This is a genomic window from Mycobacterium sp. (assembly GCF_008709575.1).
In the GTDB taxonomy this organism is placed as follows: domain Bacteria; phylum Actinomycetota; class Actinomycetes; order Mycobacteriales; family Mycobacteriaceae; genus Mycobacterium.
The window spans coordinates 1-15,016 of record NZ_VYIK01000011.1; the positions used below are offsets into that span (position 1 = coordinate 1).

12 protein-coding genes and 2 pseudogenes are annotated in these 15,016 nt (G+C 66.1%); 8 read left to right on the plus strand and 6 right to left on the minus strand.

What is annotated here, in order from left to right; translation table 11 throughout:
• Together F6Q13_RS03870 and F6Q13_RS03875 are read right to left on the minus strand one after the other, a co-directional pair.
• The coding region (locus tag F6Q13_RS03870; protein WP_293052516.1) for an IS1380 family transposase at positions 1-1,130 on the minus strand (1,130 nt) is incomplete at its 3' end.
• 74 nt (positions 1,131-1,204) lie between these two features.
• The gene (locus F6Q13_RS03875) at positions 1,205-1,603 is read right to left on the minus strand and encodes a hypothetical protein (RefSeq protein WP_293052686.1); all 399 of its coding nucleotides are present in this window, start codon (positions 1,601-1,603) and stop codon (positions 1,205-1,207) included.
• On the opposite strand from F6Q13_RS03875, the pseudogene F6Q13_RS03880 reads away from it, so the two are divergent.
• Positions 1,593-1,765 (plus strand): annotated as a pseudogene (locus F6Q13_RS03880) (metal-sulfur cluster biosynthetic enzyme); the annotation flags it as partial. The gene F6Q13_RS03875 and the pseudogene F6Q13_RS03880 overlap by 11 nt on opposite strands.
• Before the next feature lie 139 nt (positions 1,766-1,904).
• Here F6Q13_RS03880 and F6Q13_RS03885 read toward each other — a convergent pair.
• A complete protein-coding gene (locus tag F6Q13_RS03885; protein ID WP_293052519.1) occupies positions 1,905-3,734 on the minus strand; it encodes an acyl-CoA dehydrogenase in 1,830 nt (609 codons plus the stop codon).
• A gap of 291 nt (positions 3,735-4,025) precedes the next feature.
• Between F6Q13_RS03885 and F6Q13_RS03890 the strand changes: the two genes are divergently transcribed.
• Entirely contained in the window at positions 4,026-4,844 is an 819-nt protein-coding gene (locus F6Q13_RS03890) for an MBL fold metallo-hydrolase (RefSeq protein ID WP_293052522.1), read from the plus strand.
• Positions 4,845-4,912: 68 nt separating this feature from the next.
• Here the strand turns inward: F6Q13_RS03890 and F6Q13_RS03895 are convergent, their stop codons facing one another.
• Positions 4,913-5,263, minus strand: a complete 351-nt coding sequence (locus tag F6Q13_RS03895; RefSeq protein ID WP_293052525.1) for a metalloregulator ArsR/SmtB family transcription factor — start codon at positions 5,261-5,263, stop codon at positions 4,913-4,915.
• Positions 5,264-5,395: 132 nt separating this feature from the next.
• Here F6Q13_RS03895 and F6Q13_RS03900 point away from each other — a divergent pair, with 132 nt between their 5' ends.
• The 5 genes from F6Q13_RS03900 (at position 5,396) to F6Q13_RS03920 (ending at position 10,575) form a co-directional block, all read left to right on the plus strand.
• On the plus strand, positions 5,396-7,285 hold the full coding sequence (locus tag F6Q13_RS03900; protein ID WP_293052669.1) for a heavy metal translocating P-type ATPase: 1,890 nt from the start codon (positions 5,396-5,398) through the stop codon (positions 7,283-7,285).
• Entirely contained in the window at positions 7,272-7,634 is a 363-nt protein-coding gene (gene trxA / locus F6Q13_RS03905) for a thioredoxin (RefSeq protein ID WP_293052528.1), read from the plus strand. Before F6Q13_RS03900 ends, trxA begins: the two co-directional genes overlap by 14 nt.
• 113 nt (positions 7,635-7,747) lie before the next feature.
• Positions 7,748-8,590 (plus strand): enoyl-CoA hydratase, encoded by an 843-nt coding sequence (locus tag F6Q13_RS03910; protein WP_293052672.1) that lies wholly within the window; start codon positions 7,748-7,750, stop codon positions 8,588-8,590.
• Positions 8,591-8,640: 50 nt separating this feature from the next.
• Positions 8,641-10,278, plus strand: coding sequence for an ABC-F family ATP-binding cassette domain-containing protein (locus tag F6Q13_RS03915; protein ID WP_293052531.1), 1,638 nt, complete (start codon positions 8,641-8,643; stop codon positions 10,276-10,278).
• A 105-nt stretch (positions 10,279-10,383) separates the two neighbouring features.
• A complete protein-coding gene (locus tag F6Q13_RS03920; protein ID WP_293052534.1) occupies positions 10,384-10,575 on the plus strand; it encodes a helix-turn-helix domain-containing protein in 192 nt (63 codons plus the stop codon).
• 53 nt (positions 10,576-10,628) lie between these two features.
• Here the strand turns inward: F6Q13_RS03920 and F6Q13_RS03925 are convergent.
• Positions 10,629-11,183, minus strand: a pseudogene (locus F6Q13_RS03925) (TetR/AcrR family transcriptional regulator).
• 10 nt (positions 11,184-11,193) lie between these two features.
• Entirely contained in the window at positions 11,194-14,031 is a 2,838-nt protein-coding gene (locus F6Q13_RS03930) for an aconitate hydratase (RefSeq protein WP_293052537.1), read from the minus strand.
• Between the two features lie 229 nt (positions 14,032-14,260).
• On the opposite strand from F6Q13_RS03930, the gene F6Q13_RS03935 reads away from it, so the two are divergent.
• Positions 14,261-14,806, plus strand: a complete 546-nt coding sequence (locus F6Q13_RS03935; protein WP_367141036.1) for a DUF6676 family protein — start codon at positions 14,261-14,263, stop codon at positions 14,804-14,806.
• Positions 14,807-15,016 lie beyond the last annotated feature (210 nt).

A 15,016-nucleotide genomic window follows, 5' to 3' on the forward strand; every position in this document is an offset into this window, starting at 1 on the left:
AGGTTACGCAGGCCGGTGGCCTTGGCTTGGCGGATGCGGTCTTCCACGCGGGCGTGTTGGCGATGCCGTAGTTCCAGCCCGGCGAGCTGGCCCGGAATCACCCCGTCGGCGGTGTCGGTGAGAAACCCGGTGAGCCGGTGCCCGTCGGAGTCGGTGAACGTTAGTTGCGCGCCTGGGTGCGGGCGTTCCTTACGCAGGATCAACCGGGTGCCGGGTGGCCATTTGGTCAAATCGACCAGCTCGGTGGCCTCGGCCACCCAAGCGCCCTCACGGATGCCGCCGTCGGTTTCGATGGCCGGATACCAGCTGTTGGTGGCAGTGAGCATCTCAGCGGCATCGCGGACCGGCGCGGTGATCGTGGCGCCCAAAGAAAACCCCACCCCTGCTGCGCGGCAGGCCGCCGCGAACCCGTAGGTGGCCCCGGCCGAATCCGAGCGGATCAACACCTTGGGGGCATCGGGGTTATCGGGGCCGGGCCGAAAGGCCACCGGCAGCGACGCCAGCGCCTGCTCGAGCACGCTGATGTGGTCGGCGGTGGTGTTGGACCCCGCGTTGCCGGCCCGCAGCAGCCCTGCCAGCGCCTCCCCGCCGGCGATGTCGGGTCGGTCCAAAAACACCAGCAGCGGGTGAAACCCGAAGGTCTTCTTCCAGGTCGCCGCGGCGTTTTCTTTGTTGTCGGAATGATCGACGCAGATGGTGGCATCCACATCCAGGTGCAGCCAGCCGTCATGGTCGGGGGCGGCGCCGGCGGCCCAGGCCTGCTCACGGGCGTGGGCACGGGCGGCCCGGATCCGCGGTAGGTGAGCGGCATCGATGCGCCCATCGACAAGTCGCCACAGCGTGGTCGTGGAGCCCACCGGCCCGAACGCCTGCTCGCGGTCGCCCCACAGTTGGCCGGCCCCATCCACGCAGTCCGCGCCGTCGGCGACCGCGGCCACCAGATCGGCGAACACATCACCGGGGGCATGAATCCACCGCCCCTTATAGGTGTCGGCCAACGCCGCGGTGACCTGCGCCGACAGCCCGGTCAGATCGGCAACCTCACGCAACATGCCCACACCGGCGTGCGACACCACACCATGACCGTCCGCCGAGACTTTCACCCGAGAGACCCCTGCGCTACCCTTCACCTAGAAAGTGCCTCCGCTTCGGAATGATGGACCCTAGATAAGTCTTATTATCCCTTGCAGGACAGGCACTTTCGCTAATTCAACAGCGTGTCACGCCAAGTTGCGTGCAAAACCGGGGCTAACAACACTTTCGCACGGAGTCGATGCCCCGTCGATGCCCCGTCGATGGCCTGTGCGCTCGCTTGGCCGATCTCACCCGCACCTTGACGGCGGTACGCCGACGTCTGGACCGCCTGCCCTTCGGGGTCGAAGCCAACCGCGAACAGATGGAACCCGATGGTGGTGACGAATCGGGACGCCAGCAGCCGGTCCAGTCGGGCGTCGATGTCGGCGATCGAGGCGGCCTGCGCGGGCGTCGATTGGCTGGGCAACGCCACCCGCACCTCCTGCGCGCCGTGCCGGGCTGGATGGCGTCCAGGGACGCACTGGCGCAGGCGACCGAACGCTTCGAGGAGGTCAAGGATAAGCGACACCGTCGCATCGGATGACGCGTTGCTGGCCGACGTCGAGGAGGCGATGCGCGACGTCGTCGACCTGGGACTGGTTTACGGGTTGAGCCCGAAGAGGGCGAGGAGGGCACCGTCGCGCTGATCGGCACCGGTCTGGTCGACGAGCTGCGGATCAACTGGGTGTGGAAGGCGCCGTGCGATCAAAAGCATCCGGCGGCTATGCGGCTTGGTGGGTGCCAGACGTCGAAGGTGATTCCCGGGGGGCGACACGCCGACGATCGTCGCCGTGTGCGCACAGTGAAACCGGTCCTCGTTGGCCGAGCGCTCAAAACGCCGTCTCGGGAAGGCGCATTATGTCGTCGTCGAGGGTCTCGAGGATGCCGCGCAAGACGGTCAGCCTCGGAAGCATGTTCTTGGCGAAGAATTCGGCGGTGGCGATCTTGCCTCGGTAGAACGACTCGGCGTGTGCCGGCCCGGTAGTCAGCGCGGCGCGCGCGATCTGCGCGTGCACCAGGAGCCGCCAACCGATGAGTAGGTCGCCGACCGCGAGCAGGAAGCGCACCGAGGCGAGTCCGACCTTGTAAATCTCCGTGGGCTGGCGCCCGGCGGCCATCAGGTACCCGGTCAGAGTTGCCGTCATCGACGTGACGTCGTCGAGTGCGGTGCGAAGCAATGCGGCACAGGGGCGTAGAGCGGCATCGCAGGTATCGACGGTGTGACTGATTCGGGACGTGACATGCTCGAGCGCCCCACCGCGGTCGCGGATTATCTTGCGGAAGAAGAAGTCCAGTGCCTGGATTGCCGTGGTGCCCTCGTAGAGCGAATCGATCCTGGCGTCGCGGATGTACTGCTCAATGGGATAATCGGTGAGAAAGCCCGAACCTCCCAGTGTTTGCAGCGATTCAGTCAGGATTTCGTAGGACCGCTCCGAGCTCACGCCCTTGACGACCGGCAACAACAGGTCGTTGACCCGACTCGCCATCTCGGCGTCGGCGCCGGATACTTGTTGTGCGACAGCGTCGTCCTGGTGTGCCGCGGCGTACAGATAGAGCGCCCGCAAGCCCTCAGCGTAGGCTTTCTGCGTGATCAGGCTCCGGCGCACATCCGGGTGGTGGATGATCGTGACGCGCTCCGCGGCCTTGTCGGACATCCGGGTCAGATCGACGCCCTGCACCCGCTGTTTTGCGAACGCCAGCGCGTTGAGATAGCCGGTGGACAACGTGGCCGCGGCTTTGACGCCGACCGTCATGCGCGCGTGCTCGATCACGGTGAACATCTGGGCGATGCCGTCGTGCACGTCGCCGACCAGATAACCGACGGCAGGAATCCCGTGGCCGCCGAAGGTCAACTCGCAGGTCGGAGAAGCCTTCAACCCCATCTTGTGTTCCAGGCCGGTAGCGAAAACCCCATTTCGGGAGCCCAGCTCGAAAGTGTGCGGGTCGAAAAGGTACTTGGGTACGTAAAACAGGCTCAACCCCTTGGTTCCCGGACCGGCGCCCTCGGGGCGGGCCAACACCAAATGGAAGATGTTCTCGGCGGTATCGCCGACGTCGCCGCCGGAGATGAACCTCTTGACGCCTTCGATGTGCCAGCTGCCGTCCGGTTGGGGGATCGCCCTGGTGCGGCCGGCCCCGACGTCGGAGCCGGCGTCGGCCTCGGTCAGCACCATGGTCGCCGACCAACCGCGTTCCAGGCCGATTGCTGCCCAACGCTTCTGCTCCTCGGTGCCTTCGAGGTACAGTGCGTTGGCCATCGCCGGACCGAGATCGTAGAAGAACGCAGCAGCCGGGTTGGCACCCAGCAGGATCTCGTTGATCGCCCAAGTCACCGGTGCCGGCGCAGACACCCCGCCGATCTCTTCGGCTAGCCCGATGCGCCACCATCCGGCGTCTTTGACTGCCTGTACCGATTTGGCCAATTCGGCAGACACCTCAATGGTGTGGCTAATCGGGTCGAACACCGGCGGGTTGCGATCGGCGTCGGCGAACGACTCAGCGAGTGGACCCTCGGCCAGGTGCGCGACCTCGTCGAGCATCGCGCAAACGGTGTCGGTGTCGAGATCGCGATAGCGCCCCGAATCCAGGATCGTGTCGATGTGCAAGACCTCGAACAAATTGAACCGGAGATCGCGGACATTGGCAATGTAGTGCCCCAACGGTTTTCCCTTCTCAGCCAAGCCTTGAACGCAGTGTGTCGGATAGGGAGCTGGATACGCAACCGTAACTTGGCGGTGCCGTGGGTAAATTCGTCAGCAGGCGCGTTGACCGTGTGGGTTCGCCGTGCCGGGTGCGTGGGGGCCAACTGCGGGCTCAGTGTTCGGTGACCGGGGCGCCGCGCCCATAACCTACGGTAACGAAACCGTAGGATACGTGGTCTGTGGTACGGCGAGAGCCGCTGCGCACCAGATTATCTCGTCTAAGAACGGCTCGTACATTACAGTTGTGCCATGTTCTGGTTGTGCAGAACTTGTGGTGTCGAGCATGCCAAACCCTCGAGGATCTGCGCGATCTGCGCTGATGACCGGCAATGGGTGCCCCGCGAGGGTCAGCAGTGGACGACGTTGGACGAGCTGGCGGCCGACGGAATGCGTTCGCAGGTCAGTGACATCGAGGAGGGGCTCGTCGCGATCGGCAGCTCGCCGGTGTTCGGAATCGGACAGCTGGGCAAACTGGTGTGCACCGACGGTGGCAACGTGCTGTGGGATCCCCCCGGCTTCCTCGACGATGCCGCAGTGACCGCGGTGGCCGAGCGCGGGCCGGTCGTCGCGATTGTCGCCAGTCATCCGCACATGTACGGCGCACAAGTCGAGTGGAGTCACCGACTGGGCGGCGTCCCGGTCTATGTCAATGCCGCCGATGCCGACTGGGTGATGCGCCCGGACCCGGTGATTCGGCAGTGGTCGGACACTGTGGAGCTGACTGCGTCGCTTCGTGTCGTCCGGGTCGGTGGTCACTTCCCCGGCAGTGCGGTCGCCTGCTGGGGCGACGGTGCGGACGGGCGTGGAGTGCTGCTGGCCGGTGATACCATCTTTCCTAATCCCGATCGGCGGACGGTCGGCTTTTTGCGCAGTTATCCCAACCGGCTTCCGCTGTCTGCGGCGGTGGTGCTGCGCATGGCCGACACCCTGGCGACGCTGGAGTTCGACCGCATCTATGGCCTGTTTACGAATTCCATCGACAGCGACGGCCGGGCGGTGGTCCAACGCTCGGCCGCCCGCCACGCCGCCTGGGTCCGTGGCGACTACGACCATTTGACGACCATTTGATGACCATTTGACGACCATTTGACGACCATTTGACGACCAGGTGACCTGATCGGCTGCGCGGGTGCGGCTCACGCGATGGTGTCGCGCGCGCCAAGGCGCAGATGCTCGATGTGGTAGACCGCCTCGTCGAGCAGCGCGGCGACGTGATTGTCGTAAAGCCGGTAGACGATGCTGCGCCCGCTGCGATCACCGGCGACCAGACCGAGGTTGCGCAGCAGCCGAAGTTGGTGGGAGACGGCGGGCTGCTCCATCCCGACCGCCGCCGAGAGGTCGGTCACCGAGCACGGCGATTGCCGCAGCCGGGTCAGGATGAGTAGACGGGTGGGCGACGCCAGCGCCTGCAGCGTCTCGGCGACTTTGCCGGCCGCAAGCGGGTCCAGTGTCGCCGGCGGTGTGCGGCCCTGCACTCCGTGTCCCATCGTCTTATTGAACCACGCGCGCCAAGCCTATTGATACATGTAGACCTCGACATGTATACACTCCGTGCCGTGACTTCCGCTCGTGACGCCACCCGGGTTCCGCAGCTTCGTCCCGGCCGTGTCGGCGAGGCGGTGTGGTCGGTGCCATCGGCGCGCTGGGCGACGGCCGCGCTGGCGCTCTTCCTGGCCGGCCTGGCCGCCGCGCTGGCCGGCGCGCCCGCCGCCGTATGGTGGGCGTTGTACCTGGCCTGCGGCCTCACCGGCGGCTGGGGCCCGGCACGGACCGGCATCGCTGCGCTCCGCGAGAAGACCCTCGACGTGGATCTTTTGATGATCGTCGCGGCGATCGGGGCGGCCGCGATCGGGCAGATCGTCGATGGCGCCCTGCTGATCGTCATCTTCGCCACTTCCGGTGCGCTCGAAGATCTGGCCACCAAACGCAGCGCGGACTCGGTCCGGGGGCTGCTGGACCTGACCCCCGATCAGGCCGTGGTCATCGACGCCGCGGGCCGCGAACGAACGGTGCGCGCCACCGAACTGGCCGTCGGTGACCGCGTGGTGGTGCGCCCGGGGGAGCGGATCGCCGCCGACGCCGCAGTGGTGGCCGGATGCTCCGAGGTCGACCAGTCCTCGATCACCGGCGAGCCGCTTCCGGTGCCCAAGACGCGCGGCGACGAGGTCTTCGCCGGCACCCTCAACGGTTCCGGTGCCCTGCAGGTAAAGGTCATCCGCGATTCGACGCAGACCGTGGTGGCCCGCATCGTCGCACTGGTGGCCCAGGCGTCGGCCACCAAGGCCACCACCCAGCTGTTCATCGAGCGGATCGAGCGCCGCTACTCGGTCGGGGTGGTGGCGGCCACACTGGTCCTGTTCGCCGTTCCACTGCTGCTCGGTGCGCCGTTGCAGGCAACGCTGTTGCGCGCGATGACGTTCATGATCGTGGCATCGCCGTGCGCGGTGGTGCTGGCCACCATGCCGCCGTTGCTGGCGACGATCGCCAACGCCGGCCGGCATGGTGTGCTGCTCAAATCCGCGGTCGTCGTCGAACAACTGGCGGACACCAGTGTCGTCGCTCTCGACAAGACCGGGACGCTGACCAGGGGCTTACCCCGGTTGACCGCCGTCACGCCGCACGCCGGTCCGGACCGCCTCGATGACGGCCGGCTTCTGCAACTGGCCGCCGCCGCCGAGCAACTCAGCGAACACCCGCTCGGTCGGGCCATTGTCGCGGCCGCCCACGATCGCGGCATCGCGCTCCCGGCGGCGGTGGGGTTTCGCGCGCTGCCCGGCCGCGGCGTGCGGGCCGTTGTCGAGCAGCGGCTCGTCGAGGTCGGCAGCCCGGACCGCTCGATCGCCGGCCAGGACGCCGACGCCACGGTTGTCACGGTGGCGCTGGACGGCACACCGGTCGGGACGCTGGCGCTGACCGACCAGATCCGCCCCGACGCCACGGACGCTGTTGCCGCCCTGACCGCACTGACCTGTGCGCCGCCGGTACTGCTGACCGGCGACAACGCCGGCGCCGCTGCTCGGGTTGCCGGCGAGACCGGAATCGTCGACGTGCGGGCCGGACTGCTGCCCGAGCAGAAAGTCAACGTGGTGCGCGAGCTGCAGGCCGACGGGCACCGGGTGCTGGTGGTCGGCGACGGGATCAACGACGCGCCGGCGATGGCGGCCGCCGCCACGTCGGTCGCGATGGGGGTGGCCGGCGCCGATCTCACGCTGCAGACCGCCGACGCTGTCACGGTCCGCGATGAGCTGCACAGCATCGCGACGATCATTGCGCTGGCCCGGCGGGCCCGGCGGGTCGTGATCGCCAATCTCCTCATCGCGACGATATTCATCGCCGTGCTGGTGATCTGGGACCTGTTCGGGCAGCTGCCGCTGCCGCTGGGGGTGGCCGGCCACGAAGGATCGACCGTGATCGTGGCGCTCAACGGCCTGCGGCTGCTAGCTCGCCGGGCCTGGCGTCGGGAACAGCAGAGCGGCTCGCGACGTTGGCCACAAGGTGACTACACGTGACCTGACCGCTGAACAATTCAACGACACCATCAACGACAACGAGATCGTGCTCGTCGACTTCTGGGCGTCCTGGTGCGGCCCGTGTCGGGCGTTTGCGCCGACGTTTGCCGCGTCGTCGGAAAAACATCCCGACATCGTCTACGCCAAGGTCGACACCGAAGCCGAGCAGCAGCTGGCTGCGGCCGCCCAGATCCGGTCCATCCCGACGCTGATGGCCTTCAAGAAAGGCAAGCTGGTGTTCAACCAGGCCGGCGCACTACCACCGGCCGCGTTGGAGGAGCTGGTGCAAAAGATCAAAGACTTCGACATCGACGCCGCGATCGCGGCGCAGGAGCGCGATCACAGCTGAGCGCAGGCGGGGCCTGATGGGCCTGGCTCCTCCTCAGATCGCTACGCGGTCTGCATCGTCGCCAGGCGGGGCCTGATGGGCCTGGCTCCTCCTCAGACCGCTACGCGGTCTGCATCGTCGCCAGGCGGGCAGGTTACCGTGCAACGGTGAGCATGGTCCTGCTAGACCGTCCGCGGCCGTCGGTCGCCTTGATCACCCTCAACCGGCCGGAGCGGATGAATTCCATGGCCTTCGACGTCATGGTGCCGCTCAGAGAGGTGCTGCGCCAGGTCAGCTACGACAACTCGGTACGGGTGGTCGTGCTGACCGGGGCGGGCCGCGGATTCTCGTCGGGCGCCGACCAGAAATCGGCGGGCCGGGTGCCGCACGTCGAGGGACTGACTCGGCCGACCTACGCGCTGCGCTCGATGGAGATTCTCGATGACGTCATCCTCGGGCTGCGGCGGTTGCATCAACCGGTGATCGCCGCGGTCAACGGCGCCGCGATCGGCGGAGGACTTTGCCTGGCATTGGCCGCCGACATCCGGGTGGCGTCGACCGAGGCGTATTTCCGGGCCGCCGGCATCAACAACGGCCTGACCGCCAGCGAATTGGGATTGAGCTATTTGCTGCCCCGGGCTATCGGGACCTCTCGGGCGTTTGAGCTCATGCTCACCGGACGCGACGTCGACGCCGAGGAGGCCGAACGGATCGGGCTGGTGTCGCGCCGGGTGCCCGGTGCCCAGCTACTGGAGACGTGTTACGAGATGGCCGAGCGCATCGCCGCGTTCTCCCGGCCGGGAATCGAGTTGACCAAACGCACACTGTGGAGTGGGCTGGAGGCCGCTAGCCTGGAAGGGCATATGCAGGCTGAGGGCTTAGGACAGCTGTTTGTTCGGCTGCTCACCGGCAATTTCGAAGAGGCGGTCGCCGCGCGTGCCGAAAAGCGGCCACCGGTGTTCACCGATGACACGTAACCAGGCTCCGGCGCGCGTTACCCAGGTCGAATTCCGCAGGGAGAGTGACTGTGATCACGGCAACGGACCTCGAGGTCCGCGCTGGCGCGCGCACGCTGCTGTGCGCTGACGGCCCGGCCTTGCGGGTACAGCCCGGCGACCGCATCGGTCTGGTCGGGCGTAACGGCGCCGGCAAGACCACGACGCTGCGCATCCTCGCCGGTGAAGGGGAGCCCTATGCCGGGTCGGTGATCCGCAGCGGCGAAATCGGTTATCTTCCGCAAGATCCCCGAGAGGGCGATCTCGACGTGGTCGCCCGTGACCGGGTGTTATCGGCGCGTGGCCTGGACACCTTGTTGACGGAACTGGAAAAGCAACAGGTGCTGATGGCCGAGATCGCCGACGACACCGACCGCGACCGTGCGATCCGCCGCTACGGCCAGCTCGAGGAGCGGTTCGCCGCGCTTGGCGGCTACGGCGCCGAAAGCGAGGCCGCTCGGATCTGCGCGAGCCTGGGCTTGCCCGAACGGGTGTTGACCCAACCGTTGCGCACACTGTCGGGTGGCCAGCGCCGGCGGGTGGAGCTGGCGCGCATCCTGTTCGCGGCCGCCGACGGTGGGGCCGGTGGGTCGGGATCGACCACCACGCTGCTGCTCGACGAGCCGACCAACCACCTCGATGCCGATTCGCTGGGGTGGCTGCGGGATTTCCTGCGGGCGCACACCGGCGGGCTCGTCCTGATCAGCCACAACGTCGACCTGCTGGCCGACGTCGTCAACCGGGTGTGGTTCCTCGACGCCACGCGTGGCGCGGTCGACGTCTACAACATGGATTGGCAGAAATACCTCGACGCCCGTGCGGTCGACGAGCAGCGCCGCCGTCGGGAGCGGGCGAACGCCGAACGCAAAGCCGCCGCGTTGCGTACCCAGGCTGCCAAGCTCGGCGCTAAAGCCACTAAAGCTGTTGCGGCGCAGAACATGTTGCGGCGTGCTGACCGGTTGATGGCTGAACTCGACGAGGATCGGGTGGTTGAGAAGGTGGCCCGGATCAGGTTTCCGAGTCCGGCCGCTTGCGGACGCACCCCGCTGGTGGCGAACGGGTTGACCAAGACTTACGGGTCGCTGGAAGTGTTCACCGGAGTCGACCTGGCCGTCGACCGCGGGTCACGGGTGGTGGTCCTCGGACTCAACGGTGCGGGCAAGACGACATTGCTGCGGCTGCTGGCGGGCGTGGAACGCCCCGACGCCGGAGTGTTGCAGTCCGGCCAGGGCTTGAAGATCGGCTATTTCGCCCAGGAGCACGACACCCTGGACAGCGCCGCGACGGTCTGGCAGAACATCCGCCACGCGGCGCCGGATTCCGGCGAGCAGGATTTGCGCGGTCTGCTCGGCGCGTTCATGTTCAGCGGTGCCCAGCTCGACCAGGTTGCCGGCACGTTGTCCGGCGGGGAGAAGACCAGATTGGCACTGGCCGGTCTGGTGGCCTCCACCGCGAACGTGCTGCTGCTCGATGAGCCCACCAACAATCTCGATCCCGCGTCGCGGGAGCAGGTGCTCGACGCGCTGCGCAGCTACACCGGCGCGGTGGTGCTGGTGACCCATGACCCCGGGGCGGCCGAGGCGCTCGATCCGCAGCGTGTCGTGGTGCTGCCCGACGGCACCGAAGACTATTGGTCGGAGGAGTATCGGGATCTCATCGAGTTGGCCTGACACCGGCTCTTCGGCCGGCACGATTTCGTCGAATCTGATCCCGTTCCGACGACGACTTCTTACGCTGGGTGCGTTGGGGAATCAGAGTGAACCGGGGAAACGCCCATGAGGAAGTCGACGAAGGCGCGCGAGGAATTGCTGCTCGAGCTGCGCAGGGCCTACGAACGAGGAGAAAGTATTCGTAAGCTGGTGGCTTCCACCGGCAGGTCGTACGGATCGATTCACAGTATGCTGCGCGAATCCGGCGCCGCGATGCGCGGCCGGGGCGGGCCCAACCACCGCACCCGGTCGAAGTAGCTGCCGATTCCGGCGAGTTTTAGCCGAATATCGTTGCGGCACTGCTAGCTCGGTCATACCGAGCCTTCGACCAGATTGAGCACGGCGTCCAGGAGCTGCGGGTCTGCACCGGCGGCCAGTCAGGCCACCAACCCGTCCAGAACCAGGTCCGGGTAGCACTGCAGCACCTGGGCGGGGACATCGCTGCGCACCCGGCCGGCTCGCGTTTGCCGGCGCAGCCGATCCGCCGTGGCCTCGGCCAGTTCTGCGCAGCGTTCTTGCCACCCCCGGCTGAATTCGGGATCGGTGCGCAGCTTGCGTGCGATGTCCAAACGTGTCGACAACCAACCGAATTGTTCGGGCGTCGCGAGCATGTTCCGCATCACCTGGATCAGACCCTCCCGGGATGCCGCCGCGGCCATCCGGGTGGCGTCTTCGCGGGCCAACTCGAAAAACAGCGTCTCCTTGTCGCGGAAATGGTGAAAGATCGCGCCCCGAGACAGCCCGATGGCCTGTTCCAGCCGACGTACCGTGGTCTTGTCATACCCGTACTCGGCCAAGCAGCGGCGGGCGCCGTCGAGGATCTGCCGGCGGCGGGCCGCCAGACGGCCCTGGCTGACCTTGGGCACCTCTACTCCGTCAGTGTGACTGCAACATGTTGCGCAACACGTAGTGCAAGATGCCGCCGTGACGGTAGTAGTCGGCTTCCCCGGGAGTGTCGATGCGCACCACCGCGTCGAACTCCACCGGAGCGCTCCCGGTCTTGGTGGCCTTGACGTGCACCGTCTGTGGCGTCTTGCCGTCGTTGAGCACCGCGATACCGGTGATGTCGAACACCTCGGTGCCGTCGAGACCCAATGTCGCGGCCGACGTGCCCGCCGGGAACTGCAGCGGGATCACTCCCATCCCGATCAAATTGGACCGGTGGATGCGCTCGAACGACTCGGCGATCACCGCGCGCACCCCCAGCAGCCGCGTGCCCTTGGCCGCCCAGTCCCGCGACGAACCCGAGCCGTACTCCTTGCCGCCCAACACCACGAGCGGAATATTGTGCGCTGCATAGTTTTGCGCTGCGTCGTAGATGAACGCCTGCGGCGCCTGCCCGTTTTCGTCGGACTGGGTGAAGTCGCGGGTGTACCCGCCGGAGACGTCATCGAGCAGTAGGTTGCGCAGCCGGATGTTGGCGAAGGTGCCCCGAATCATCACCTCGTGATTGCCGCGCCGCGAACCGAAGGAGTTGTAATCCGACCGGGCCACGCCGTGCTCGTCGAGGTATCGCGCCGCCGGAGTACCCGGCTTGATCGCTCCGGCGGGAGAGATGTGGTCGGTCGTCACCGAATCGCCGAGCAGAGCCAACACCCGGGCACCGGTGATGTCGCCGACCGGCTCGGGATCAACCGACATGCGATCGAAATACGGCGGTTTGCGCACATAGGTCGACTGCGGATCCCACTGGAAAGTACTGCCGCTGGGTGTAGCCAGGTTGCGCCAGCGCTCGTCGCCGGCGAACACATCGGCGTAATTCCTGGTGAACATTTCCTGGTTGATCGCCGAGGCGATGGTGTCGGAGACCTCCTGCTGCGACGGCCAGATGTCGCGCAAGAAGACGTCGTTGCCGTCGTGGTCTTTACCTAACGGCTGCGAGTCGAAATCGAAGTCCATGGTGCCGGCCAGCGCGTAGGCGATCACCAGAGGCGGCGACGCCAGGTAGTTCATCTTGACGTCCGGGTTGATCCGGCCCTCGAAGTTACGGTTGCCCGACAGCACCGCGGCGACCGAAAGGTCGTTGTCGTTGACTGCCCTGGAGATCTCTTCGGGCAGCGGGCCGGAGTTGCCGATGCACGTTGTGCAGCCATAGCCCACCAGGTAGAAGCCCAATTTTTCCAGATACGGCCACAGCCCGGCCTTTTCGTAGTAGTCGCTGACCACTTGGGAACCCGGGGCCATCGTCGTCTTCACCCACGGTTTAGATGTCAAGCCCTTTTCGACGGCGTTACGAGCGAGAAGTGCTGCCCCCAACATCACCTCGGGGTTGGAGGTATTGGTGCACGACGTGACGGCGGCGATCACTACCGCACCGTGGTCGAGCACAAACTCTCCGAGTTCGTCGGATGTGATCCGGACCGGTTTGCTGGGGCGGGTGTTGGAGTGTGGAGGCCCCGCGTGTACCGGGGCGCCGCCGTTGTCGTTAGAAGACAGCGATGCCGGGTCGCTGGCGGGAAAAGTCTCATCGACGGCCTCGTCGACCTTGGAGTACGTCGTCGTCTGCGGGGCGCCGCCGACGTAGTTCGGCAGTACCTCGCGGAAGGCGGACTTGGCTTGGGACAGTGGAATGCGGTCCTGTGGACGTTTGGGCCCGGCGATCGAAGGCACCACGTCGGAGAGGTTCAACTCGAGATATTCAGAAAACCGCGGCTCGTGGGCCGGGTCGTGCCACAGGCCTTGGTCCTTGGCGTAGGCCTCGACCAGCGCCACCTGCTCCGCGCTGCGCCCAGTAAATCGCAGGTAGCGGATAGTCTCTTCGTCGATCGGGAAAATCGCTGCAGTAGAACCAAATTCGGGGCTCATGTTGCCCAGTGTGGCGCGGTTGGCCAGCGGCACTCGGGCCACACCTTCGCCGTAGAACTCGACGAACTTGCCGACCACGCCGTGCTCGCGCAGCATCTCGGTGACCGTGAGTACGACGTCGGTGGCGGTGACCCCGGGTGCGATTTCACCGGTGAGTTTGAACCCGACCACCCGAGGTATGAGCATCGACACCGGCTGGCCGAGCATCGCCGCCTCCGCTTCGATGCCGCCGACGCCCCAACCCAGCACGCCCAGGCCGTTGACCATTGTGGTGTGTGAGTCGGTGCCCACGCAGGTGTCGGGGTATGCGGTGATTTTTCCGGCGCTTTCGCGTGCCATCACCACGCTCGCCAAGTATTCGATGTTGACCTGGTGGACGATACCGGTGCCGGGCGGCACCACCTTGAAGTCGGAGAATGCGTCCTGACCCCAGCGGAGGAACTGGTAGCGTTCGCCGTTGCGCTGGTATTCCAGTTCGACGTTGCGCCGGAATGCGTCGCTGCGGCCGAACAGGTCCGCGATCACGGAGTGGTCGATCACCAGGTCGGCCGGCGCCAGCGGGTTGACTTTGCCGGGGTCGCCGCCGAGGTCGGCGATGGCCTCGCGCATGGTGGCCAAATCGACGATGCACGGCACGCCGGTGAAGTCCTGCATCACCACCCGGGCCGGCGTGTACTGGATTTCGACCCGGGGCTCGGCCGCCGGGTCCCAGTTGGCGAGGGCCCGGATGTGGTCCGCGGTGATATTGCTGCCGTCCTCGTTGCGCAGCAGGTTCTCGGCGAGAATTTTAAGGCTGTAGGGAAGTTTCTCGGCGCCGGGAACTGCGTGCAGCCGATAGATCTGGTAGGTGTTGTCGCCGACCTGCAGCGTGTCGCGGGCTTCGAATGAATTCACCGAATTGCTGGTCACATCAACTCCCGGGATTTGGTTCACCCGTCGACGAGCGATCTCGACGGCGGGCGTCACTGTAGCAGTGCGGTTGTCCTGCATTCTTGAGGTATCCGAGACACCAGTCTCGTCGCGCCCGGCGATGCTGTCACCTGGCCAAGGCGCAGTCCGCGGGCCCGGCCCGCCCGCTGACGCGGTAGCGTCTTGCGGCGTGACCACCTGGAATGCGCCGCTGTACATTCCCGGCGAAATCTGCAGCACCGTCGGGGCCGACCCGTCCACCCCGCCCGATCAGTGCCTGGCGATGGTCCGGGCACAGGTCGACGCCGATTCGGTCAGCGCGCCACCGGCTGTGGCGTCGCAGCTGCGTCAGGTGGTCAACCAGGCCCGCGAGCGCGGCATCGACCTCAAGATCGTGGTGCTCGACCGCAACCCGCCCAACGACCCGCCGCTGCGCGACGTCGCGACAGTGATAGGTTCCGATCATCCCGACGCGACCGTGCTGGTGCTCAGCCCCTCGTTCGTCGGTTCCTACAGCAGCCATTTCCCCCGGTCCACCCTAGAGATCGGCGAAGACAACGCCAAGACCGGCAACCCGGTGGTCTCGGCGCAGAATTTCCTACACCAGCTGAGCACGCCGCAGTTCCCCTGGACCGCGCTCACCATCGTGCTGCTGATCGGGGTCGTGATAGCCGCAGTCGGCACCCGGATCTTGCAGCAGCGCGCCAAGCGCGCAGCAACGGCGGGTAAAACGGCGGGTAACGAGTCCGAAGCCTCGGTGCACCAGGCCGAATAGGCCCGAATAGGCCCGATTAGGCGGGGCGGCGCGTCAGCTAGCGCGGCCGTTGTGCGCTTTTCAGCGCTGCTGGCAAATGCGCCAAGTCACTGTTGAGTCACAATTCCTGCAATTACAGGCCTGTAGTTTGTGACTAAAGTTTCAGTAGAGTCGGATGTGGCTTACGGTGCTATTGATGCATATGTTTTAGAGCACGCCCTGGTGACAACT

Excerpts from the sequence above, each read along its gene's own strand:
- F6Q13_RS03890 (WP_293052522.1), top strand. The coding sequence starts at position 4,026 with ATGTTCTGGTTGTGCAGAACTTGTGGTGTCGAGCATGCCAAACCCTCG.
- F6Q13_RS03920 (WP_293052534.1), top strand. The coding sequence starts at position 10,384 with ATGAGGAAGTCGACGAAGGCGCGCGAGGAATTGCTGCTCGAGCTGCGC.
- F6Q13_RS03895 (WP_293052525.1), bottom strand. The coding sequence starts at position 5,263 with ATGGGACACGGAGTGCAGGGCCGCACACCGCCGGCGACACTGGACCCG.